Annotated in this window: 19 protein-coding genes, 1 pseudogene and 1 riboswitch; of the genes and pseudogenes, 10 read left to right on the forward strand and 10 right to left on the reverse strand. The window is 63.4% G+C overall.

Going from position 1 to position 24315, the window contains the following annotated elements; genetic code table 11:
• The first annotated feature begins 2 nt into the window (after positions 1–2).
• Positions 3–923, forward strand: a complete 921-nt coding sequence (locus CO655_RS05810) for a nucleoside hydrolase (protein ID WP_097664094.1) — start codon at positions 3–5, stop codon at positions 921–923.
• A complete protein-coding gene (locus tag CO655_RS05815; RefSeq protein ID WP_097664095.1) occupies positions 920–2707 on the forward strand; it encodes an adenine deaminase C-terminal domain-containing protein in 1788 nt (595 codons plus the stop codon). Before CO655_RS05810 ends, CO655_RS05815 begins: the two co-directional genes overlap by 4 nt.
• A 158-nt stretch (positions 2708–2865) precedes the next feature.
• Here the strand turns inward: CO655_RS05815 and CO655_RS05820 are convergent, their stop codons facing one another.
• From CO655_RS05820 to CO655_RS05845, 6 genes are all read right to left on the reverse strand, one after another.
• Positions 2866–4035, reverse strand: a complete 1170-nt coding sequence (locus tag CO655_RS05820) for a M20 aminoacylase family protein (protein WP_097664096.1) — start codon at positions 4033–4035, stop codon at positions 2866–2868.
• A 91-nt stretch (positions 4036–4126) separates the two neighbouring features.
• Entirely contained in the window at positions 4127–5632 is a 1506-nt protein-coding gene (locus tag CO655_RS05825; protein WP_064683382.1) for a tripartite tricarboxylate transporter permease, read from the reverse strand.
• Between the two features lie 9 nt (positions 5633–5641).
• Entirely contained in the window at positions 5642–6103 is a 462-nt protein-coding gene (locus tag CO655_RS05830) for a tripartite tricarboxylate transporter TctB family protein (RefSeq protein ID WP_097664097.1), read from the reverse strand.
• A 218-nt stretch (positions 6104–6321) separates the two neighbouring features.
• Positions 6322–7305, reverse strand: coding sequence for a tripartite tricarboxylate transporter substrate-binding protein (locus tag CO655_RS05835; protein WP_097604052.1), 984 nt, complete (start codon positions 7303–7305; stop codon positions 6322–6324).
• A gap of 205 nt (positions 7306–7510) precedes the next feature.
• Positions 7511–8845, reverse strand: coding sequence for a sigma-54 dependent transcriptional regulator (locus CO655_RS05840; protein ID WP_097604051.1), 1335 nt, complete (start codon positions 8843–8845; stop codon positions 7511–7513).
• On the reverse strand, positions 8842–10716 hold the full coding sequence (locus CO655_RS05845; RefSeq protein ID WP_245423762.1) for a sensor histidine kinase: 1875 nt from the start codon (positions 10714–10716) through the stop codon (positions 8842–8844). The genes CO655_RS05840 and CO655_RS05845 overlap by 4 nt, the downstream gene beginning before the upstream one ends.
• Positions 10717–10827: 111 nt before the next feature.
• Here CO655_RS05845 and CO655_RS05850 point away from each other — a divergent pair, with 111 nt between their 5' ends.
• A complete protein-coding gene (locus tag CO655_RS05850) occupies positions 10828–11490 on the forward strand; it encodes a sulfite oxidase-like oxidoreductase (RefSeq protein ID WP_010030678.1) in 663 nt (220 codons plus the stop codon).
• On the opposite strand, the gene CO655_RS05855 is transcribed toward CO655_RS05850, so the two are convergent.
• From CO655_RS05855 to CO655_RS05865, 3 genes are read right to left on the reverse strand one after another with little or no spacing between them, the layout of a single operon-like run.
• The gene (locus tag CO655_RS05855; protein ID WP_097664098.1) at positions 11475–12101 is read right to left on the reverse strand and encodes a hypothetical protein; all 627 of its coding nucleotides are present in this window, start codon (positions 12099–12101) and stop codon (positions 11475–11477) included. The genes CO655_RS05850 and CO655_RS05855 overlap by 16 nt on opposite strands.
• Entirely contained in the window at positions 12098–12832 is a 735-nt protein-coding gene (locus CO655_RS05860) for a CbtA family protein (RefSeq protein ID WP_097583822.1), read from the reverse strand. Before CO655_RS05860 ends, CO655_RS05855 begins: the two co-directional genes overlap by 4 nt.
• A 13-nt stretch (positions 12833–12845) precedes the next feature.
• Complete coding sequence (locus tag CO655_RS05865; RefSeq protein ID WP_010060821.1) at positions 12846–13055, reverse strand: CbtB-domain containing protein; 210 nt, start codon at positions 13053–13055, stop codon at positions 12846–12848.
• Positions 13056–13105: 50 nt separating this feature from the next.
• Positions 13106–13181: riboswitch (cobalamin riboswitch) on the reverse strand.
• Positions 13182–13312: 131 nt separating this feature from the next.
• On the opposite strand from CO655_RS05865, the gene CO655_RS05870 reads away from it, so the two are divergent.
• The 4 genes and pseudogenes from CO655_RS05870 to CO655_RS05885 all read left to right on the forward strand — a co-directional run bounded on the left by CO655_RS05870 (position 13313) and on the right by CO655_RS05885 (position 19804).
• Positions 13313–13867, forward strand: coding sequence for a histidine phosphatase family protein (locus CO655_RS05870; protein WP_097604046.1), 555 nt, complete (start codon positions 13313–13315; stop codon positions 13865–13867).
• A gap of 485 nt (positions 13868–14352) precedes the next feature.
• A pseudogene (locus CO655_RS05875) lies at positions 14353–15922 on the forward strand (bifunctional diguanylate cyclase/phosphodiesterase).
• 247 nt (positions 15923–16169) lie between these two features.
• A complete protein-coding gene (locus CO655_RS05880; protein WP_097664099.1) occupies positions 16170–17348 on the forward strand; it encodes an acetate/propionate family kinase in 1179 nt (392 codons plus the stop codon).
• Positions 17349–17419: 71 nt separating this feature from the next.
• Entirely contained in the window at positions 17420–19804 is a 2385-nt protein-coding gene (locus tag CO655_RS05885; RefSeq protein WP_097664100.1) for a phosphoketolase family protein, read from the forward strand.
• 50 nt (positions 19805–19854) lie between these two features.
• On the opposite strand, the gene CO655_RS05890 is transcribed toward CO655_RS05885, so the two are convergent.
• Positions 19855–20745 (reverse strand): helix-turn-helix domain-containing protein, encoded by an 891-nt coding sequence (locus CO655_RS05890; protein WP_097604042.1) that lies wholly within the window; start codon positions 20743–20745, stop codon positions 19855–19857.
• A gap of 118 nt (positions 20746–20863) precedes the next feature.
• Between CO655_RS05890 and pobA the strand changes: the two genes are divergently transcribed.
• From pobA to CO655_RS05905, 3 genes are all read left to right on the forward strand, one after another.
• Complete coding sequence (gene pobA / locus CO655_RS05895) at positions 20864–22036, forward strand: 4-hydroxybenzoate 3-monooxygenase (RefSeq protein WP_097664101.1); 1173 nt, start codon at positions 20864–20866, stop codon at positions 22034–22036.
• A 176-nt stretch (positions 22037–22212) separates the two neighbouring features.
• Positions 22213–23385: an ABC transporter substrate-binding protein gene (locus CO655_RS05900; protein WP_097604085.1), complete on the forward strand. Its 1173-nt coding sequence runs from the start codon at positions 22213–22215 to the stop codon at positions 23383–23385.
• Positions 23386–23451: 66 nt separating this feature from the next.
• Positions 23452–24315, forward strand: coding sequence for a branched-chain amino acid ABC transporter permease (locus tag CO655_RS05905; protein ID WP_097604040.1), 864 nt, complete (start codon positions 23452–23454; stop codon positions 24313–24315).

Consider the following 24315-nt stretch of genomic DNA (forward strand, 5'->3'; position numbering starts at 1 on the left):
TCATGGGCGTCTGGATCGATACGGACATGGGCTTCGACGACATCGCCGCGATTTTGGTGGTGGGGCAATCGGAATATGAGATCGACGGCGTCTCGCTGGTCTTCGGCAATACGCCGCTGCCGCAGGTCAGAATGAATGCCGCCGGCGCCGCCAGTGCCTTCGGCTGGACGTTCCCCATTCATACCGGCCGCGCCATGCCGGTTCTCGGCACGCTCGAAACCGCTCAGGCGATCCTCGGAAAAACCGGCATCCCGACATCAGGCAAAAGCCTGCCGGAGGCGCCTGCCCTTGCCGAAAGCGATGCCTTCGCCGCGCTCTGCCGCTGGTTGGAAGGCCAGGGCCGGCACCGCATCCTGGCGCTCGGGCCGCTGACCAATATCGCTGCCGTGGCGCTCGCCCGCCCCCATCTCGCCACCCGCATCGACGACCTCGTCTGGATGGGCGGCGGCGTCACATCAGGTAATCACACGGCGTCTGCCGAATTCAACGCGCTTGCCGATCCCGAGGCGCTTGCGATCGTCATCGCCCATGGCCTGCCGCTGCGCATGGTCGATCTCGACCTCTGCCGCAAGGTATTGGCAAGGCCGGAGGATGCCGAGCCGGTGCGCCATGCCGGCGGCGCCAATGCCGAACTGATCGCCGATATGTTTTCCGGTTATATCGGCATCGGCACCAGCCGTGGCCGCCCGGGAATGGCGATCTACGATCCCACAGCCGCCGTCGCCTTCGTCGCCCCTGACATCGTCACCTTCCGCCCCGCGCGCATCGACGTCGAACTTCAGGGCGCCCTCACTCGCGGCCGCACCGTCGTCGAGACCCGTGCCACGCATGCGGCCTTCAATGCCCAATTCGCCGCCGACATCGATGCCGATAGGGCGCGCGCCATCATTCTCGCCGCCCTGGTCAACGAGGCCCGCAAATGAACACCACCCCTCGCCAGGAACCCGCCGATCTCAACGATCCCGCTTTGCGCGCCCGCGCCGTTGCGGCTGCGCGCGGCGATGCCCCCTTCGATATGCTGATCACCGGCGGCCGGTTGCTCGATGCGGTGACCGGCCTGATCCGGGACGCCGATATCGGTCTCGTCGGCGCGCTGATCGCCAGCGTCCATGCCCCGGCAAGCCGCACGGATGCCGTCGAGATTGTCGATGCGACAGGCAGCATCGTGACACCGGGCCTGATCGACACGCACATGCATGTCGAAAGTTCGATGGTGGCTCCCGCCGAATATGCGAGCGCCGTGCTGCCGCGCGGCGTCACCACGGTCGTCTGGGATCCGCATGAATTCGGTAATGTCCATGGCCTCGACGGTGTGCGCTGGGCGATCGAGGCGGCACGCGCGCTGCCGCTGCGCATGATCCTGCTTGCCCCCTCCTGCGTGCCGTCGGCACCCGGCCTGGAAATTGCCGGCGCCGATTTTGATGCCGCTGTCATCGCCGAGATGCTGCGCTCTTCCGCCGTCGGCGGCGTTGCCGAAGTCATGAACATGCGCGGCGTCATTGACGGCGATCCCCGTATGAGCGCCATCGTCAATGCCGGCCTTGCCTCCGGCAAGCTCGTCTGCGGCCATGCCCGCGGTCTCGAGGGCGCCGATCTCAACGCCTTCATGGCGGCTGGCGTCACCTCCGACCACGAACTCACCTCCGGCGCCGATCTCGCCGCCAAGCTTGCCGCCGGTCTGACGATCGAACTGCGCGGCTCGCACGACCATCTGCTGCAAGAATTCGTCGAGGTGCTGAACGGTCTCGGCCACCTGCCGCCCACCGTCACGCTCTGCACCGACGACGTTTTTCCCGATGAACTCTATGAGAGCGGCGGCCTCGACGACGTCGCCCGCCGGCTGGTGCGCTACGGCATGAAGCCGGAATGGGCGATCCGCGCCGCAACCTTCAATGCGGCACAGCGGCTGAAGCGCTCCGATCTCGGCCTTGTTGCCGCCGGTCGTCGCGCCGATCTCGTGCTTTTCGACGATCTCACGGAATTCCGGGCGCGGCTGGTCATCTCAGGCGGCCGCATCGTCGCCCGCAACGGCAGCATGGAGGCGGCCGTCCAGCGGCTTGATACGGCACCGCTTGAAAATTCGCTGAAGCTCCCGCCACTCGTCGAAAATGACTTCCTCATTCCATCCAAAGGCGCGCGCGTCCGCGTCGCCACCATCGACCGCCCGCGCTTCACCCAATGGGGCGAGGCCGAAACGGAGGTCCGGGACGGCTTCGTCGTGCCGCCGGCCGGCAGCGCCATGATCGCCGTCGCCCACCGCCACGGCAAGGCCGACGGCGTCCCGCGCATCGGCTTCCTCACCGGCTGGGGCGAATGGCGCGGCGCCTTCTGCACCACCGTCTCGCATGACAGCCACAACCTCACCGTCTTCGGCGGCAATGCGCGCGACATGGCGCTCGCCGCCAACGCCGTCATATCAGCCGGCGGCGGCATGGCGGTCGCCAGGGACGACAAGATCGAAGCGATCCTGTCACTGCCGCTCTCCGGCCTGGTGACCGGCGCCTCGCTGAAGGACACCGCTTCGGCCTTCGCCGGCATCCGCAAGGCCATGGACAAGATCGTCGACTGGAAACCGCCCTACCGCGTCTTCAAGGCTTGCTTCGGCGCAACGCTGGCCTGCAATGCCGGCCCGCACCAGACGGACAGGGGGATTGCGGATGTGGTGACGGGGAGAGTGATGGAAAGCCCGGTGCTGGAGATTTTGTAGGACTTGGTGAAATAGCGAGGTTCGTGCCAGGCGCCCCCTCATCCGCCCTACGGGCACCTTCTCCCCGAGGGGAGAAGAGGAATCGAGACGCCGCGGCATGTCTCTCTCCCCTCGGGGAGAAGGTGCCGGCAGGCGAATGAGGGGGCCGCAAACGCCAGCTAACCCCTCAACTCCCGCTCCACCAACGCCACCCAATAAGCCGCGCCATAGCCAAGCGCTTCATCGTTGAAATCATAAGCCGTGTTATGGTGAAGCGCTCCATCGACCGCCGGCCCGTTGCCGAGCCAGGCATAACAGCCCGGCGCGTTCTGCGCGAAGAAGGCGAAGTCGTCACCCGCCGTCGACGGCGGAAAGCTTGCTCGCACTTTTTCACCAAAGACCATCCCGGCAGCAGCAAGCGCCCGTGTAGTCGCATCCCGGTCATTGATCACCGGCGGAATGCGCCGCTCGAAACGGTAATCGGCTGATACGCCGTACATGGCAGCCGTTCCGCTAGCCAACCGGCCGATCTCTGTCGCCAGCTGGTCACGCACCTCAGGCGAATAGGCGCGTGCCGTGCCGCCGATCTCGACCACGTCGGGAATGACGTTCAGCGCCTTGGGATCACCTGCCTGCAGGAAGCAGGCGCTGACGACGGCCGGCTGCAACGGATCGACGACGCGTCCGACGATCGTCTGCAGCGATGACAGGAAGGTGCCGGCTGCCGTGATCGGATCACGGCCGAGATGCGGCTTGGCGCCGTGCGTGCCGATTCCGCGAAAGGTGACGTGCCAGCTGTCGGAAGAGGCAAGCTGCGGCCCCTCGACCACGGCGATCTCGTCGACTGCAAGCCCAGGCATATTGTGCAGCCCATAAACGCTGTCGCAAGGGAAAAGCCTGAAGAGCCCTTCGTCCACCATGCGCTTGGCGCCGCCGCGCCCCTCTTCGGCCGGCTGGAAGATGAAATGCACCGTGCCGGAAAAACCCCGTGTCGCCGCAAGATGCCGCGCGGCGCCGAGAAGCATCGCCGTATGGCCGTCATGACCGCAGGCATGCATCCTCCCAGGCACCGTCGACTTATAAGGCCGCTCCGCCGCCTCGGACATGGCGAGCGCATCCATGTCAGCCCTGAGCCCGATGCGGCGGGTGCCGTTGCCGACCTGCAGCGTGCCGACCACGCCGGTGCCGCCAAGGCCGCGATGCACGGCAATACCGGCTTCCTCCAGCAGCCTCGCGACAATGCCGGCGGTGCGCTCCTCCTCGAAACCGAGCTCGGGATGGGCATGCAGGTCACGTCGCAGGGCGGTGAGGAACGGCAGATCGTCCTTGATCCGGGCGGGGATGCTCATGGCCTGGATATCCTGTCGAGCGAACGGGCGCCCAGCCGGCGCCCGCGTCAGATCATTCCTTGTTTATCAAACGGATCGCAAGTTCAACCCCTCAGGCCTCCTCGACGAACACCTCCTCGCGCTTCTTCTTGACGCTCGGCAGGAAGACAACGATCAGAACGGCGACCGCGATCGCCAGCAGCGTGGCGCTGATCGGCCGGGTGACGAAGGTGGTCGGATCGCCGCGCGACAGGATCATGGCGCGCCTGAGGTTCTCTTCCAGAAGCGGCCCGAGCACAAAACCGAGCAGGAGCGGCGCCGGTTCGCAGCGAAGCTTTGCCAGCACATAGCCGATGAAGCCGAAGAAGGCGACGGCATAGAGGTCGTAGACGTTCGTATTGACGCTGTAGACCCCGATCGAGCAGAAGGCCATGATGACGGGGAAGAGCACATAATAGGGCACGGTCAATAGCTTGACCCAGAGCCCGATCAGCGGCAGGTTGAGGATCACGAGCATCAGATTGCCGATCCACATCGAGGCGATGATACCCCAGAACAGCGCCGGCTGCTCGGTGGCGACATTCGGCCCCGGCACGATGCCCTGGATGATCATCGCGCCGATCATCAGCGCCATGACGGGATTGGCCGGAATGCCGAGCGTCAGCAGCGGAATGAACGAAGTCTGCGCCCCGGCATTGTTGGCCGATTCCGGACCCGCCACACCGGCGACCGCGCCCTTGCCGAATTCCTGCGGCGTCTTCGACAGGCGTTTTTCCACCGTATAGGAGGCGAAGGAGGCAAGGATCGCGCCGCCACCCGGCAGGATGCCGAGCGCCGAGCCGATCGCCGTGCCGCGAATGACCGGCGCGATCATTTCCTTGAATTCCTGGCGCGAGGGCAAGAGACCCGAAACCTTGGCCACCAGCACCGTGCGGGTCGACTCGCCTTCGAGATTGCGCAGGATTTCCGCCACGCCGAAGACGCCGACTGCAAGCGCCACGAAGTTCAGCCCGTCGGCATATTCGCGGATGCCGAGCGTGAAGCGCGGCGTGCCGGTATAGATATCGGTTCCGACGAGGCCGAGCAGCAGCCCGAGCGCGACCATCGCCAGCGCCTTGACGACCGAGCCGTGCGCCAGCGCGATCGAGGAGACGAGGCCGACGATCATCAGCGAGAAATATTCCGCCGCACCGAATTGCAGCGCGATGTCGGTCAGCGGCGGTGCGAAGATCGCAACGAGAAAGGTCGAGACCGTGCCGGCGAAGAACGAGCCGAGCGCGGCGATCGCCAACGCCGCCCCCGCTCTGCCCTTGCGGGCCATCTGGTAGCCGTCGATCGCGGTGACGGCGGAAGAGGATTCGCCCGGCATATTGATGAGGATCGCCGTCGTCGAGCCGCCATATTGCGCGCCGTAATAGATGCCGGCGAGCATGATGAGCGAAGAGACCGGCTCGAGCTGAAAGGTGATCGGCAGAAGCATGGCGATCGTCGCCGTGGCGCCGATGCCGGGCAGTACGCCGATCAACGTGCCGAGCAGCACGCCGATCAGGCAGAAGAGAAGATTGTCGAGGGTTGCCGCGGTGGCAAAGCCAAGTGCGAGATTGCTGAAGAGATCCACCGTCGCCTCCTAGAACCGGACCCAGGGGCCGAAACGCTCGAACGGCAGCCCGAGCCCATAACTGAAGACGGCGACCGAAAAGATCGTCAGCAGCAGCGACAGAATGATCGCAGACACCACGTTCATCTTGCGCGACGCGAAGCAAGCGATGAAGGCGGTGAAAAACAGCGCCGGCGCAAAACCAAGCCCGCGCACGGTCAGCCCGAAGAAGACGGGAGCCGGCAGGATGAACAGCATGCCGCGCCAGGCGAAGACGTCGACCGGCTCACCTTCGACACGCAGCGCCTGAATGAAGATGATCGCGCCGAGCAGCACGAGCACGGTGGCCAGCACCAGCGGAAAATAACCCGGCCCCATGCGCAATGCCGTGCCGAGGTCGAGCGAAAGCGACTGGAAGGCGAAGAAGGCGCCGGTGGCGACGAAAAGCGCGCCGCAGATCGCATTGGTGGTATCGAAACTGATGGATTTCATGGTGTCTCCTGGAGTTGGAGATGGTTGACGTGATGCCGTCACAAAGGAGCTAGCTCCTCATCCGCCTGCTGACACCTTCTCCCCGTAAACGGGCAGAAGGGAACACACCGCAACCTCTCCGTTCCCGCCACGTCTCGCATGGCATGTCCCCTCTCCCCGCAAGCGGGGAGAGGGTTAGGGTGAGGGGCTCGCGCAGCATGTCTGGACGAGGATAATCCTCAGTCGGCATATTCGCCAGCAGCTTCGATCACCGGCTTCCAGCGGGCTATCTCGCTTTCGAGCTTGGCCTTCAGCGCAGCCGGCGTCGCATCGGCATCGGAAGACGGCGTCGTGCCCAGTTCGGCGAAGCGGGCGCCGACATTCGGATCCTTCAGCGCGACCTGCAGCGACTTCGACAGCCGTTCGTTGATCTCGGCCGGTGTGCCCTTCGGGGTATAGATGCCGTGCCAGATGCCGACTTCGAAGCCCGACAGGCCGGCTTCGACCGCCGTCGGAATGTCCTTCATCACGTCGAGGCGCTTCGGCGAGGTCACGGCATAGGCCTTGATTGTGCCGCCCGTTATTTGCTTCGTCGTGTTGGTCGTCTGGTCGCACATGATATCCACCTGGCCGCCGAGAAGATCGGTCATCGCAGGACCGGTGCCCTTGTAGGGAACGGTCGTCAGCTGGGTCTGGATGGCGCTCATGAACATCATGCCGCAGAGATGCGAAGCGGCGCCGATGCCGGCATTGGCGACCGTCACCTTGTCCTTGTTGGCCTTGACGTAGTCGATCAAGCCCTTGAGGTCGGCCGGCTCGAAGTCCTTGCGGGCGACGATCGTCATCGGCACCTCGGTGACGAGACCGACATAGTCGAAGGCGCCGAGCGTGTCATAGGCGAGCTTGCGGTAGAGCGTGGCGCTGGTCGCCATGCCGATATGGTGCAGGAGGATGGTGTATCCATCGGGATCGGCATTCGCCACCCGGCCGGCGCCGAGCGTGCCGCCGGCGCCGCCGACGTTCTCCACGACGATCTGCTGGCCGAGATCCTTCGACATGGATTCGGCGACGAGGCGTGCGACGGTATCGGTCGGGCCACCGGCCGCGAAGGGGACGACCATGGTGATGGTGCGCTCGGGATAGGTCTGCGCCGAAGCGGCGCCGGCGAGAAGAGAGACCGCGGCAGCCGCGGTCAGGCCGAGCATGGCCTTCAGGATTTTCATCGTTTCCTCCCTGATGAAACAAGCAAAGCCGCTGGCACATCCTCCGTGCCGGCGATGTCCTATTTGCCGCCCGGAAAAATCGAGCCGCAATCACCGCCACCGCCTCGACAAGATGATTCTATGACAGTGCGGCGCAGCATGGGTCGATTCGGAAACAAACGGCTGTTGCGATGGGTGGAAATCCACCCATCGCCATGCTGCAGGATCAGCCGTCGGTAAACAGCATCCGCTTGTCGAGGCCGTATTTCTGCATCTTTTCGTAGAGGGTCTTGCGGGAAATGCCGAGCGATTCATAGACCGGCCGGAGGCTGCCGCCATGCGCGACCAATGCGCTGGCGATGACGCCCCGCTCGAATTCGGCGACGCGTTCTGCAAGGCCGGTCGCCTCCTCGGCTTGCCGCCCGCCATTATCGAGACCAAGGATCAGACGGTCGGCGGCGTTTCTCAATTCGCGGACATTGCCGGGCCAGTCGCGCTGGGCAATGTCGGAGATCACCTCCGGCGGCACGGTGAGCTCGTCGCGGCCGTAGCGGGCGGCGGCCTCCCGCACCAGCTGCAGGAAAAGCAGCGGAACGTCCGCCCGCCGCTGCGACAGCGACGGCACGTGCAGCGTCGCGACGTTCAGTCGGTAGAGCAGATCGGCGCGAAAGCGGCCGGCTGCCACCTCCGCCTCGAGATCGACCTTGCTCGTCGCGATGAAGCGGACGTCGAGCGGCACGATCTCGTTCGATCCGAGCCTGGAAATCACCCGTTCCTGCAGCACCCGCAGGAACTTCGCCTGCAGGTCGAAGGGCATGGAGCCGATCTCGTCGAGCAGGATGGTGCCGCCGCGCCCGTGCTCGAATTTTCCGTAACGCGGCCTGACCGCTCCCGGAAAGGCGCCGGGCTCGTGACCGAAAAGCTCGCTCTCAATGAGGTTTGCCGGCAGCGCGGCGCAATTGATCGCAATGAACGGCCGACTTGCCCGGGCGCTGATGTCGTGAAGCGCGCGAGCCACCACTTCCTTGCCGGCCCCGGTCTCGCCGACAATAAGCGTATCGGCATCGCTCGCCCCGATCGCACGGATGCGGTAGCGCAGATCCACCATCACCTGCGTGCGTCCCGGTAGCCGCGCCTCGATATCGTCGCGTTTGCCGGCGACCGCCTTCAGCAGCCGGTTTTCGAGTACGAGGCCGCGTCGCTCCATCGCCCGGCGAATGACGCCGGCAAGCATCTCCGCCGTGAACGGCTTCTCGATGAAATCATAGGCGCCTTCGCGCATCGCCTTCACAGCAAGCTGCACATCGCCATGGCCGGTGACGAGAATGACCGGCACCTCCGGGTCGACCTCGCGGATCTTCTGCATCAGCGTCATACCGTCGATACCGGGCATGCGGATATCGCTGACGACGACGCCGGGAAAGCTGTAGCCGATCAGCTCGAGCACATGATCGCCGTTCGAAAAGGTCTCGACGCTGAAGCCGGAGAGCTCCAGCGCCTGCGCCGTCGAGCGGCGCAGCTCCTCCTCGTCGTCAACAAGCAGGATCTTCGCTTCGTTCATTCCGCCGCCTCCGGCATCAATCCTGCCGCCGACTGCAGCTCGATGCGGAACACCGCGCCCCCTTCGGGATGATTGGCGGCGGCCAGGCTGCCGCCGAAATCCTTGACGATGTTGTAGGAGATCGAAAGCCCCAGCCCGAGCCCCTTGCCGACGCCCTTCGTCGTGAAGAACGGATCGAAGATGCGCTCGGCGATCGCCGCCGGCACACCCGGCCCATGGTCGCGCACCGTCAGCACCACCTTGCCGGCCTCCTCGAAAGCCGAAACCTCGATGCGCCTGTCATCCAGCCCTTCCACCGCGTCGGCGGCATTGGAGATCACATTCACCAGCACCTGCTGCAGACGCACCGAACCGGCACGCACGACCGGCGGCCGTGTCCCGAGGTCGAGCCGAAGCTCGGCGTCCGCCGCTTTCAGCCGCCATGCGACGATTTCCAGCGTATCCCGCATCGCTTCGTCGAGAGGAACCGGCCCGAGCTTCTCGTTCGGCTTGCGGGCGAAGTTGCGCAGGTGCCGGCTGATCGAGGCCATGCGGTCGATCAGCCCGCCGATGCGTCTTATATTGTCGCGCGCCTCCTCCATTCGCCCGCGGTCGATCAGCACCGTGGCGCTGTCCGTATAGGTCTTGGCGGCGGCCAGCGGCTGGTTGAACTCATGCGAAAGAGCCGCCGACATTTGCCCCAGCCCGGCAAGCTTGCCGGCTTGAATCAGATCGGCCTGGGTCTGACGTAGCTGCTGTTCGGTCAGCCGCCGCTCCGAGATCTCCTCCTCGATGCGGCTGTTGACGCGGGCAAGATCGGCGGTGCGCTCCTCTACCCGCCGCTCCAGCTCGCCGCGCGCCTCGGCCTGCATCTGCATGCGCTCGGCAAGCCGCGCCCGCCGCTGGCGAAGCACGGCGACAGCAAGCGCGGCGATGCAGAGGATGAGGAAGACGGCGACCAGTGCGGTGCGCGCTTGAGCCCGGATGGAGCTCGTTTCCATCAGCACGTTTACGGTCCAGTCCTCGGCCGGCATGTAATGCGACAGCACCAGATATTCGCTCGCACCCCGGTCGCTTGCCAGCGTCATCAACTCGTGCTGTTCGAAGCGGTGGCGCGTCACCGGCAGCGCTGTCAGCCTGGCATTGGCATAACGCCGCGAGGCTTCCGTGCGGGCAATGCGGTCGGCCGTCAGCGGCAGGATCGCCCCGTAGAGCCATTCCGGGCTGCCCGACATGAAGATGATACCCTCCGGATCGGAGACGAAAATCTTGTACTCGCCGCCGCTCCAGGAGGATTCGATCATGTCGATATCGACCTTGAAGACGATGACGCCGCGAATGTCCGCCTCGACCCTGATCGGCGCCGAGAAATAATAGCCGCGTTTCAGCGAGGTCGTGCCGAGCGCATAAAACCGCGCCTGCCGGCCTTCGATCGCCTCCTGGAAATAGGGCCGATAGTTGAAATTCTGCCCGATGAAGCTTCCCGGTCCATCATAATTGCTGGCGGCGATCGTCTCCCCGTCCGGCTTCACCACATAAATGTCGGAGGATTTCAACAGCCCGTTGATCTCCTTGAGGTAGAGGTTGGCAGCATCACGCAGCGCCGTGTCGTCAGGCGCGCTGACCAGTTCCTTGATGTCGTCATGATCGGCAATCAGCGCCGGCAGCGCCTCGTAGCGGTTGAGATGGCCGCTGAGCGCCGAAACCGCGAGACGCAGCGTCGTTCCCGCCTGCGCCGAGGCTTCTTCCATGTAGGCGCGAGTCGCAATCGCGCTTCCATAGGTGAAGAAGGCGAAAATGACGATCGGCACCACCAAAAGCGCCGCTATCGCACGATATCTCGAAGACAGATCCGGCTCCTCCCTTTCTGCCTCCACTCCCCAGCAAGGCATGCCCGACGGGCTTCAAGTCTAATGATACGGACAGGGATTTCCAAGGGTCTGCCGAAACTTGACACCCCGTCGGCCGAATGTCCTATTGCCGCAACCCAAGGAGACCCCTTCATGAGCGACGACCAGACGCCCGCCGACAGCAAGCTGACCAATTCCAAGCGCCGCTGGGCGGCGGAGGGTAAATTCCTGACCGGTCGCGTCAGCCGTCCGCAAGCCGAGCGCCTGCCGCCCGGCCAGCACCTCGTCAAGAACTGGCCGGTGCTCGATCTCGGCCAGCAACCGGTCATCTCCACCGACAGCTGGCGGTTCGAGGTCCGTGGCCTGGTCGAAACGCCGCTCACCCTCACCTGGGCCGCCTTCCAGGCGATCGAGCAGAGCACCAGGATCAGCGATATCCACTGCGTCACCACCTGGTCGCGCTACGACAACAACTGGAAGGGCGTTTCGACGCGGGATCTGCTCGATCTCGCCATGCCGAAGCCCGAAGCGACCTACGTCCTGCTGACGAGTTATGACGGCTACACCACCAACCTGCCGCTTGCCGATTTCGCCGCCGAGGACGCGATCCTGGCGACTTCATGGGAGGGATTGCCGTTGACGCCGGATCATGGCGGCCCGATGCGCCTCGTCGTGCCGCATCTCTATTTCTGGAAAAGCGCCAAATGGCTGCGCCGGATCGAGCTGATGCCCGCCGACGAGGCCGGCTTCTGGGAAAAGAACGGCTACCACATGTATGGCGATCCGTGGCGCGAGCAACGCTATTCCGACGACTGAAGCTTCAGCCGCAAGACGGCTCTAAGCGCAAGGACAGCAAGACCGAACAGGGCAGCCAGTCCCGTCAGCGATGCCATGCTGGCAGGATGAAGCGGCACCCTGCTCCAATTCGGCTTGACGATGTCGGCGGTGTTGAAAGCCTCGCCGCTGAACTGACAGGTGATGAGCGCAAGACCGCGCCGCGCCATGTCGATGTCGATGGCCGAGATGATTTCGCCCGCCGCGGCCGCCTCCCGCGGCATCTCCCGCATCGCCATCAGTACGGCTTTCGCCGCCGCGAGATAGGCATGGGCGCATTCGTTGAAAGGGCTTTCCTCATCCGTGACGCTGCCCGGCATTCGGCCCCAGACGCAATAGGAATACTGGATTTCGGCGTAGTTCAGGACGCGGCGGAACGGTTCGTTCGTATCGACCGCCCGCGACGCCAGCGCGAGAATCCCGCTGCGGTAATCGGCAATGACCGCCATCTCGCCGTGCGAAATGGCCGGGATCTCGAGGCCGGCATGGCTGCCGCCGGCGCTGCGCTCATGGGCAGACGTGTTTCCCGCAAGCAATGGGAACAGGCTTGCGATCAGAGCGAGAGCCGCAAGCCTGCCGATGCGCCGAATCACCGGAAGGCGGGCCGCAGCCCGCCCTTGAGGGCAAGCCGTCTTTCCGCCAGCGCTCCGAAGGCAAGGCCGAGCGTTGCCCAGAGAATCGCGTGCATGCCGAGTGAGGTCGTGCGGAACCGCCAGAGCACCATCGCCGAGAAATTCTCCGGTACTTCGTTGATCGGCGGCAGCAGATAAAGCACGACGCCGATAAAGACGAGATAGGCGAGAGCGGCGACGATCGCGCCGTTCCAAAGCCCGAAACGCTCGGAAAGGCGGCGCGACAGCGCCACGGCGGCAATCAGCGCCCCGACCGAAACAACGATCATCAGGAAGAACAGCTCGGTCCTGACGCCGATCGTGTCGGGATTGCCGACCGCCGGCGGGTTGGCCGGATATTTGATGCCGGGGACGAGAACGATGGCCACGAAGGCGGCAATGGCGATGGCGGCCGAGGTGCCACGCGCCGAAAGAGCGCTGAAGCGGCCATGCACGAAAGCAAAAGCGAGGGCAAAAAGCCCGCCGACGGCAACGCTGTAGGCCATAACGCCGGTGAAGAGGCCGAGACCGGCCTGCGTGGCGCGGCTGACGACTTCAGGTTCGGCCGCTTGCCCGGCCGCCTGCGCGCTCGCCTCTTCGAAAGCGATCGCCGCATCGACCAGCGGTTCGCCGAAGATATGGGCGAAAGCGAATACGAGAATGCCAGCAATCACGCCCGCGAACATGCCGCGAAGCAAAAGGTTTCCAACCATGTCGGGAACTCCCTTAGTGGCAGGGAAAGCCGAGGAGATGACGGCCGTCATGCACGAATTCATGCACATACATGCCGTTGAACAGCGCCATCGCGCCTTCCTCGGTGCCGACGAAATAGATGGCGATGAGCATCAGCAGGCCGCCGAAGATCGCCCAGGGAAGAATTTCGCCGACGGGGATCGGCGCCGGTGCCGCGACGGGCGTGAAAGTGGTGTCAGACATGTATTCCTCCGGAATGACGCGTTCAGTCGAAAGAGTGCTTGTGCGGCAGGGTCTGACTTCCAGCGCGAAGAGCTTTCGACACGCTGGTCACAGTGGCGCGACCGCGCCGGATTTCCACCGGCTTCCAAACCCGCAACAGCCCGGTTATAGCTGCACGCTGAAGAGACTGTCAACGAAACTTCGCAAGCCGGCAAAGCGTCCTTTGGCGCCGGAACAGACGCGCGGCGCTGCAGTCGTATCGAGAGGTCAGAACGATCGTGAATACGCGCCTCACCTGGATCTGCCACGGCGCGACGGCGGCGAGCCGCAGGGCTCTTTTCCCGCTCGACGAACCGCTTGAGGCCAAGGCGGAAGAGGAAGCCGGCAAGATCGCCGCCCTGCCCCGCGCGGATCGTATCGTCACGAGCCCCGCCTTGCGCGCCCGCCAGACCGCCGAGGCGCTACGCCTCGAAGCCCTGGCGGATCCGGCGCTTCGTGATTGCGACCACGGCCGCTGGGCCGGCAGGCCGATCGCGACGGTCGAGGCGGAAGAACCGGAAAGCCTCATGGCCTGGATGACCGAGCCGGCGGCAGCACCGCACGGCGGCGAGAGCCTTGTTGATCTGCGAAAGCGCGTCGCCGGCTGGATGGACACCCAATCGGCCCTCGGCGGTCACGTCATCGCCGTCAGCCATGCGGCCGTCATCCGGGCGGCGGTCGCGCATGTGCTTCAAGCGCCGCCCTCCTCCTTCTGGCTGAGCGACGTCGAGCCGCTCGCCATCCTTCGCATGACCAGCAACGGCAGCCGCTGGTCTCTGCGCTTCCAGCATTAGAGATTCCTCATTTTATCCAGCCTTACACAAGCAAATTGCGTCATCCCTGTTGAACCCGATTTTGCGGGGACTACTTCCTTGTCCCAAGGAGATGGAAGAATGACATATGATTGGAGTGGAGAACGGACGCGGCGCCTGCGTTTCATGCGCCTCGCAACGTTCACGCTTCTGGCCGGTCTCATCGTCAGCGTTCCGTTGCTGATCGTCACCGCCTGAAGCACGAGAAAGGGCGAGCATGCGACAGCACGCTCGCCTTCGTTCTTCTTCCTGATCGTTGCAGTGCCAACCACCCGCAGCAATTATTCTCCTTCTGGTCGAAATCAGTAAAACAGTCGCGATGCCAATCCTGGTTGCATCGCAAGCGTCATCCAGGCGCCCGACGGCGCAGCAGCGTACTTCCCCCCTCTGATAATTCGCCTTCTGGTTTCAACGAACATTTCAGACTTTTGTGATATCTCGACTCGGGTGGAGATGGAGAAGGCATAATGCCGGTGTTTTTCCAGAGCAGAGCCGGAAGGCAATGCATGTCGATCGTCGGTTTGGGGATAACCCTCTGGCTCCTCGGTACGCTGCTCCGGTTCGACGACAGCCTCGCTTCATTCATGACCGATTTCGGCGCATACGGTGCCGACAAGCTCGTTCTCGGGCTCGGCATCGCCGGCGCCATGAGCTTCGTCTATTCGGTGCTGCGCATTGCCGATCTGCGCAAGGAAATGGAATTGCGCGTCGCCGCTCAGGCGAAGGCCGACTGGACGGCAACTCATGACCACCTGACCACTGCCGAACCGTTACGCCTTCGAGCGCAAGGCTCTCGCACGGCCGATCAAGAACGACGAGGCCGAAATCGAGGAATGGGACGACAACATCACCATCTTTTCCGTCGATCTCGACGGCTTCAAGAAAGTCAACGATCTCGTCGGCCACAAGGGCGGTGACGTGTTGTTGATCGAAGTCGCCAGGCGCATCTGCGCGCTCGGCAATGCCGATTGCGTCTACCGCTTCGGCGGCGACGAATTCATCATCGTCGCCTTTGCCCTGACGGCGCAGCGGGAGGAGCGTTTCGCCAAGCTGCTGATCCAGGCCGTGACCCGGCCGATCCATATCGATGGCTTTGCCGTCGAAGTCGGCGCCAGCGTCGGCTACGATCGCTGGGCTGAAGGAGCCGAACCGCTGGAAGATGCCGCCCACCGTGCCGACCTCGCCATGTACGAGGCCAAGTCACGCGGCCCCAACCATTTTCTCGTCTTCGAAACCTCGATGCAGGACAAGGTAACCGAGCGCGCCGCCTTGGAAACCAGGCTGCGCGCCGCCATCGCCAATAAGGACATCAAGCCCTACTATCAGCCGCTGATCGACCTGAAGACCGGCCAGCTCTGCGGTTTCGAAGCGCTCGCGCGCTGGACGGGCGAGGATGGCATAGGCATTCCGCCGCCGGTCTTTATCGACATTGCCGAGGAAACCGGCATGATCACCGCCTTGTTCGAGGATCTCCTCGCCCAGGCCTGCAGCGACGCGCTCACATGGCCGGCGCATGTCATGTTGTCCTTCAACGTCTCGCCGGTGCAGATGGAAGACAAGCTCTTGACATCCCGCATCCTCAAGGTGCTGTCGGCGACCCGGCTGCCGCCGCAACGCCTGGAGGTGGAGATCACCGAGAACGCGCTGATTCAGGATCCCGCTATCGCCGCCGTCATTCTCGAAGAACTGCATGCTGCCGGCATCCAGATCGCCCTCGATGATTTCGGCACAGGCTATTCGAGCCTCGCCCAGCTTGCCCGCTACCGCTTCGACAAAATCAAGATCGACAAAAGCTTCATCGCCACCTATCGCGACGACGAACGCCAGGAAAAGATCGTCCGCGCCATGCTTGGCCTCGGCAGAAGCCTCAATATCAAGACGACTGCGGAAGGCGTCGAGGAGCATGGCCAGCTGGCCTTCCTGCTGCAGCTCGGCTGCGACATCGGCCAGGGATATCTTTTCGGCAAGGCGATGCCCGCCGCCGAGGCGGGCATCTTCATCAGCGATCGCAATGCCAGTCTGGCCTCAACGGCCTGACGCTATGCCTTAAAAGACTTGGGCCGCAGTACCAGGACGAGCCCGAACAGCGGCAAGAACCACCTGCCGGCCGAATTCGAGCTGTGGCGCGGGTGGGAAGATGAAGACGCCGCGTCACAATCGCACTCGAAGAAGATGATAGGCTGCACCGGGGCAAAATAACCGACGGACGAATGGATGCCTTTCCGCCTGCTGCGCCGGCGCTAAGTTCGACCCATCATCACGACCGCATGGAGTCGGCAAAGACATGCCCTCGAACGATCTGCTTCTGACCTTCAATGCCGGCTCCTCGACGGTCAAGATCGGCATCTTTGCCACCGAAGGTGCCAAGGCGCGGCGCATCGGCAAGGGCGTGATCGATTTCCGCGCCGAACCGCTTTCACTCGGACTGAGCCGGGGGCCACAGACATTCGACATGCCGTTGAAGGCCGGGGTGACGGAAGACCTGCACGATGTCATCGACGAGACCTTCGCGCGTCTCGCCGATCATTTCGACATGGCCGCCAGCCGCGCCGCCGGCCACCGCGTCGTCCATGGCGGCGACCGCTTTACGAAAGCGATCGCCCTCGACGCCGTGGCAATCGGCGCCATCGATGCGCTGACGCCGCTTGCGCCCCTGCATCAGCCGCAGGCGCTGCGTTTCATCCGCGCGCTGGCGCATCTGAAGCCGCATCTTGTCCAGACGGCCTCCTTCGACACCGCCTTCCATGCCACGCAGGACGATCTCGTTCGCCGTCTCGCCATCCCGCGCTCGCTGCATGACGAGGGCATCAAGCGTTACGGCTTCCATGGGCTTTCCTATAAGTTCATCGCCGGTGAACTTACCCGCAAGGCGCCGCAGGTGGCCAAGGCTGTGGTCGCCCATCTCGGCAGCGGCGCCAGCCTCTGTGCGCTGGAAGGCGGCATCAGCCGCGATTGCAGCATGGGCTTTTCGACCCTCGACGGCATCCCGATGGCGACGCGCCCGGGCTGGCTCGATCCCGGCGTCATCCTGTATCTGGCCGGAGAGCGAAAACAATCCCTGGGAGAAATCGAGGATCTGCTCTATCGCCGCTCCGGCCTGCTCGGCGTTTCCGGCATCAGCGCCGACACACGCGATCTGTTGAAGGACGGCCGGCCGGAGGCGCGCCAGGCGATCGACCTCTTGACGCTGCGCATTGCCGGCGAGATCGGCCGCATGGCGGCAACGCTCGGCGGCCTCGATGCCGTCGTCTTCACTGCCGGCATCGGCGAAAATCAGCCGGAGATCCGCGCCGGCGTGGCCAGACACCTCGCCTGGCTCGGCCTTTCGATCGACACAAAGGCCAATACCGCCAATGATTTCACGATCAGCACCGGGCAAAGCCGCATGACGGCCCATGTCATTGCCACGGACGAGGAACAGGTTATCGCCGACGAGGCGCTGTCCCTGCTTGCCGCCCGCTGATCCAGATCAATGGCGCGCCGGCGCTGGCGGCTAGAATTGACGTTGAACGCGTTTTCGAACGGGAGAAGCCCATGGAAAAGCATGTCTCGACCGCCGCCTTGACCGACGCCGAACTCACCCAGATCGACCGCTATTGGCGGGCCGCCAACTATCTCTCGGTCGGCCAGATCTACCTGCTTGCCAATCCGCTGCTGCGCGAGCCGCTGAAACCGGAACACATCAAACCCCGCCTGCTCGGCCACTGGGGCACGACGCCCGGCCTCAACTTCATCTATGCCCATCTCAACCGCCTGATCCGCGCCCGCGATCTCGACATCATCTATATATGCGGCCCCGGCCACGGCGGGCCGGGCATGGTTGCCAATACCTATCTCGAAGGCACCTACAGCGAGATTTATCCCAATATTTCCGAGGATGCCGAAGGCATGCGCAAGCTCTTCCGGCAATTCTCCTTCCCTGGCGGCATCCCGAGCCATGCGGCGCCTGAAACGCCAGGATCGATCCACGAGGGCGGCGAACTCGGTTACGCCCTCGTCCATGCCTATGGCGCCGCCTTCGACAATCCCGACCTGATCGTCGCCTGCGTCGTCGGCGACGGCGAGGCCGAGACCGGGCCGTTGGCGGCGAGCTGGCATTCCAACAAGTTCCTCAATCCCGCCCGCGACGGCGCCGTGCTGCCGATCCTGCATCTGAACGGCTACAAGATCGCCAACCCGACCGTTCTCGGCCGTGCCGGAGACGATGATCTCCGTCGCCTCTTCGAAGGCTACGGTTACGAACCCTTCTTCGTCGACGGCCATGAGCCGCGCGACATGCACCAGCAGATGGCCGTGACGCTGGACCGGATATTCGACCGCATTCGTGAGATCCAGAGCCAGGCCCGTGACGGCAAGGCTCCGGACGACCGCCCGCGCTGGCCGATGATCGTGCTGCGCAGCCCCAAGGGCTGGACCGGTCCAAAAGAAGTCGACGGCAAGAAGGTCGAGGGCTTCTGGCGTGCCCATCAGGTGCCGGTCTCCAACTGCCGCGAGAATGACGGCCATCGCAAAATTCTCGAGGACTGGATGCGCAGCTACGGGCCGGAGGACCTGTTCGGCGCCGATGGCCGGCTGAAACCCGAGCTGCGGGCACTGGCGCCTGCCGGCAAACGCCGCATGGGCGCCAATCCGCATGCCAATGGCGGTTTGCTGCGCCGGGAACTCGATACCCCCGATATAAGCGGCTATGCAGTCGAGATCGGCAAGCGCGGCAGCGTCGCGGCCCAGTCGACGGAAATTCTCGGCCATTACTTGCGCGACACGATGAAGCGCAACGCGACGGCGGCGAATTTCCGGATCTTCGGCCCCGACGAGACGGAATCGAACCGCCTCGGCAGCGTCTTCGAGGTCACCGACCGCGTTTGGATGGAAGATATCGAACCCTATGATATCCATCTCTCCCGCGATGGACGCGTCATGGAGGTGCTCTCCGAACATCTCTGCCAGGGCTGGCTGGAAGGCTACCTGCTGACCGGCCGCCACGGCCTCTTCTCCTGCTACGAGGCCTTCATCCACATCATCGATTCGATGTTCAACCAGCACGCCAAATGGCTGAAAGTGACGCGCGAGCTTGAATGGCGAGAACCGATCTCGTCGCTGAACTACCTGCTGACCTCGCATGTCTGGCGCCAGGACCATAACGGCTTCAGCCACCAGGATCCCGGTTTCGTCGATCTCGTCGCCAACAAGAAGGCCGATATCGTCCGCATCTATCTGCCGCCGGATGCCAACACCCTGCTCTGGGTCGGCGACCATTGCCTGCGCACCTATGACCGCATCAACGTCATCGTCGCCGGCAAGCAGCCGGAACCGCAATGGCTTTCGATGGACGAGGCGACGAAACATTGCGAGGCCGGCATCGGCGTCTGGCACTGGGCAAGCAACGAGAAAGACGCCGTCGCGCCCGACCTCGTCATGGCCTGTGCCGGCGACGTGCCGACGATGGAGACGCTTGCCGCCGTCGACCTGTTGCGCAAGGCCGTCCCGGCGCTGAAGATCCGCACCGTCAACGTCGTCGATCTCTTGGCGCTGCAATCCAGGGACCAGCATCCACACGGCCTGACCGACGAGGCCTTCGACGCCATCTTCACGCCGGACAAGCCGGTGATTTTCGCCTATCACGGCTATCCCTATCTCATTCACCGCCTGACCTATAAGCGCACCAACCACGAGAACATCCACGTCCGCGGCTTCATCGAAGAGGGCACGACGACGACGCCCTTCGACATGACCGTGCTCAATGAGCTCGATCGCTACCACCTCGCGATCGAAGCGATCGAGCGCGTACCGGGCCTGAAGGAAAAGGCGACGGACGCGCTTGCCGCCTTCCGCGACAAGCTTGCCGAGCATCACGATTATGTCAGGGAACACGGCGAGGACATGCCGGAGGTGCGGAACTGGACATGGCCGGCGGCGTGAGACATCGGTGACGTGCGCCCGCGAATGCGGCGTCGCCGGATGCCAAAACCTTATGCTCGGTCGAGTCGGGCCTTTTCCGTCAGGCGCCAGACCCGCGGCGTTTCGCCGGCATATTTCAGGAAGAAGCGCGAGAAATAGGCGGGGTCGGCAAAGCCGAGGCGGAATCCGATCTCCTGAACGCTGCCGAGCGTAAAGACAAGCTGACGCTTCGCCTCCTCGACGAGTTTGGCGGCGATCAGCTCGTGCGGCGTGCTGCCGGTCATCGACCGGACGATCCGGGTGAGGTGCGTCGGCGAGACCCCGAGTTCCCTGGCGTAGAAGGATGCCGGCTTGTGGGATCGAAAATGCTGCTGAATGAGCTCGCCCAGCATGTCCATCCGTCGCTCGTTTTCGTTTGACGCAAGCTCCCCCGAATTCCCCTCATGAGAGATCCGAGCCGTCAGCCGCAGCGCCAAACCGACGTAGGCTGCCAAGACCTCGTTGCGGCCACTGCGGCGATTTTCGAATTCGTCGCCCAGCCGCCGCAAAGTCTGCATCACATGGGCAGCCTCGGCATTATCAGGATCGAGCGGCGTCAGATGCGGCGTCGCCAGCCATTCGCCGAGATGGCTCCGCTCACCGGGTGGATGGCTGAGATGGGATCGCAATATGGTGATGACAAGACCGTCGATGTCGCGTGAAAAACGAAAGCCGTGATTGAACCCCGGGGGAACCGTAATGACCGCCGGCGGCCGGATGGCATGGCTCCTGTCGCCGAAGATCGCATCGCCCGAACCGGCTTCGATGTACAATATCTGAAAGAAGCTTTCGTGGCGGTGCAGTCGGATTTCCCATTGATGCAGGCTGCTCCGGGAGCGAATTGTTTCGCAATGCAACCAAAACTCCGGCGATCGTCCGACGTTTTCGCCGTAGAGCTCGTAGGTCGGTATATGTCTGCTCATCGGCTCCCTCCCATGCCAATGTTCGATTAGTGCAATTTTTAGGCTGGAATGTCCATTGTGGCGATCCGGTCGGCGCGGCAGAATCTGACAAAACGCAAAAATGGGAGGGAGGAAGCATTTGCGAACTCAGGTCGCCATCATCGGTTCGGGACCATCCGGCTTGCTGCTCGGTCAGCTTCTGACCGAAGCCGGCATCGACAATGTCATTCTCGATCGCGTCAACAAGGACTACATCCTCGGCCGGGTGCGCGCCGGCGTTTTGGAGGAAGGCACCGTCGGTCTGCTGGACCAGGCCAAAGCCGGCGCCAGGCTGCACGCCGAAGGCCTGCCGCATGACGGCTTCTCGCTCGCCTTCGACGGACGCGACCACCGCATCGATCTGCATGAACTCACCGGCGGCAGGCGCGTCACCGTCTACGGCCAGACCGAGGTGACGCGCGACCTGATGGAGCGGCGCGAAGCAAGCGGCGCCCTGTCGATCTACGATGCCGCCGATGTCGCACCGCATGATTTCGACGGCCGCTCTCCTTTCGTTACCTATACAAAGGACGGCGCTGCCAGGCGCATCGATTGCGATTTTATCGCCGGTTGCGACGGCTTTCATGGCGCAAGCCGCAAGGCCGTCCCCGAAGGGGCGATCAAAAGTTTCGAGAAGGTCTATCCGTTCGGCTGGCTGGGCCTGCTTGCCGAGGTGGCGCCGGTCAGCCACGAACTGATCTACGCCAACCATCCGAGGGGCTTTGCACTCTGTTCGATGCGTTCGGCGACGCGCAGCCGCTATTACCTCCAATGTCCGCTCGACGAGAAGGTCGAGGACTGGAGCGACGATCGCTTCTGGGACGAGCTCAGACGGCGTCTGCCGGCGCACCACGCCGAGGCGTTGAAAACCGCGCCGTCCTTCGAGAAATCGATCGCACCTTTACGCTCCTTCGTCGCCGAGCCGATGCGTTTCGGCCGGCTTTTCCTTGTCGGCGACGCCGCCCATATCGTGCCGCCGACCGGCGCCAAGGGGCTGAATCTTGCGGCCAGCGACGTCCATTACCTATTCTCCGGGCTGATCGAGCATTACCGCGAAGGCTCGGATCATGGCATCGACGCCTATTCGCAGGTTGCACTTGCCCGTGTGTGGAAATCCGTGCGGTTTTCCTGGTGGATGACGACGATGATGCATCGTTTCCCCGATACCGGTGATTTCGATCAGAGGATTCAGGAGGCCGAACTCGACTATCTCACGCATTCCCGCGCCGCCTCGACGGTCCTTGCCGAAAATTATGTGGGGTTGCCGTTCTGAAGGATTGCGGATGAAGGCTGCGCGCAGCGGTGAACACCGGGCGTTCGGGACGCAGAACACATAACCAACAGATCATGTGTTTGGGGTTTTATTTCATTTTACATCACCATTTCGCATGAGAAGCTAACATGAAGTTCAATACGGCGCCGGAGTACGCCGAAAAGGGAGAGAGAAGAATGAGGAAGCTGTTTCTGGCCGCCGCTGCGGCCATCGTCATGGGCACGAGCGCCTATGCCGACACGATCAAGGTCGGCGTCATCGGCCCGTTCTCCGGTCCGTTCGCGCTTCAGGGCAAGAACTTCAAGGCCGGCATCGACGCCTATATGGCGGCCAATGGCAGCAAGGTCGGCAACGACACCGTCGAGATCGTCTATCGCGACGTGCCGCAGGCCGATCCTGCCCAATCCAAGGCGCTTGCCCAGGAACTGATCGTCAAGGAAAAGGTCCAGTATCTTGCCGGCTTCTATTTCACCCCAGATGCCATGGCGGTGACGCCGATCCTGAAGCAGGGCAATGTGCCGATGGTCGTTATGAACGCCGCGACCTCGACGATCGTCACCAAGAGCCCGCTCGTTGTGCGCACCTCGTTCACGACTTGGCAGACCTCGACGCCGATCGCAAAAGTCGCCTTCGACGCCGGCGTCAAGAAGGTAATCTCGGTCGTCAGCGATTACGGCCCGGGCGTCGATGCCGAGAATGCCTTCAAGACCGGCTTCGAAAAGGCCGGCGGCCAGGTGGTCGAGGCGATCCGCATGCCGCTAGCGACCAACGATTTCAGCCCGATCATGCAGCGCATCAAGGATTCCGGCGCTGAGGGCGTCTTCGCCTTCCTGCCATCGGGACCGACGACGCTCGGCTTCGTCAAGGCTTACAACGAAAACGGTCTGAAGGCCGCCGGCATCAAGTTCTTCGCACCGGGCGACCTGACGCAGGAATCCGACCTGCCGGCGCTGGGTGACGCCGCGCTCGGCATCCAGACGACCTTCCACTATGCCGTGTCGCACGATTCTCCCGAGAACAAGGCTTTCGTCGAGGCGGCCACCAAGGCGATCGGCAACAAGGCCGAACTCTCCTTCCCGGCAGTCAGCGCCTATGACGGCATGTATGTCATCTACAAGATGATCGAGGCGACGGGCGGCAAGCAGGATGCTGAAAAGGCTGTCGATGCGGTGAAGGGCCTTGCCTGGGTGAGCCCGCGCGGCCCGGTTTCGATCGATCCGGAAAGCCGCCACATCACGCAGAACATCTATCTGCGCGAAGTCGCCAAGGCCGACGACGGGACCTACATCAACAAGGAGGTCCAGACCTTCGAGAAGCAGGGCGATCCGGGCCTGGCAGCGACCAAGTAACATCGGGCGTCAGAACATGCGGCGGACTTGGAATCCCAGGTCCGTCGCATTCAAGCAGGTAGTTCCATGCAGACAGTCTTCAGCATAGCCGTCGACGCGCTAGCCTATGGCATGGTGCTCTTCGTGATCTCGATCGGCCTTTCCGTCACCATGGGGCTGATGCGCGTCGTCAACCTCGCGCACGGCGCCTTCGCCATGATCGGCGGCTACATCGCCTCCTATGCCGCACGTGACCTCGGCCTCGGTTATGCCATGGCGATCATCGCTGCCGTGGTCGCCACGATCATCATTGCAATCCCTCTCGAGCGCTTCCTCTATCGCCGGATCTACGGCGCGCCGGAACTGACCCAGGTGCTGATGACGATCGGCATCACTTTCTGCATCATCGGCATCGCCAATTACCTGATGGGACCAACGCTGAAGACCATACCGCTTGCCGCGGCGCTGCAGGGTTCGGCCGATCTCGGCTTTCGCACCATCCCCGTTCACCGGCTTTTCGCCATCCTGTGCGGCCTCGCCGTGGCGCTGGCGCTCTGGTTCGCGATCGAAAGGACCAGCTTCGGCGTCAAGCTGCGCGCCTCCGTGGATGACGCGGCGATGGCCGCAGCACTCGGCGTGCGCACCGAGATCATCTATGCGGTGAGCTTTGCCATCGCCGTCGGCCTTGCCGCCTTCGGCGGCGTGGTCGGCGCCGAACTCTTGCCGGTCGAGCCCTATTATGCGCTGCGCTACATGGTGACCTTCCTGGTCGTCGTCTCCGTCGGCGGCGCCGGCTCCATTCCCGGCGCGCTGATCGCCTGCCTGCTGCTCGGCGCGATCGATACGACGGGCCGCTATCTGATGCCGGAGTTCGGGGAATTCTTCTTCTATCTTGCCGTGATCGCGATCATCTGCGTCTTCCCGCGCGGCCTTGCCGGGAGGGCGAAGTGA

The organism is Rhizobium sp. M1 (assembly GCF_002531805.1).
Classification (GTDB): Bacteria; Pseudomonadota; Alphaproteobacteria; order Rhizobiales; family Rhizobiaceae; genus Rhizobium; species Rhizobium etli_C.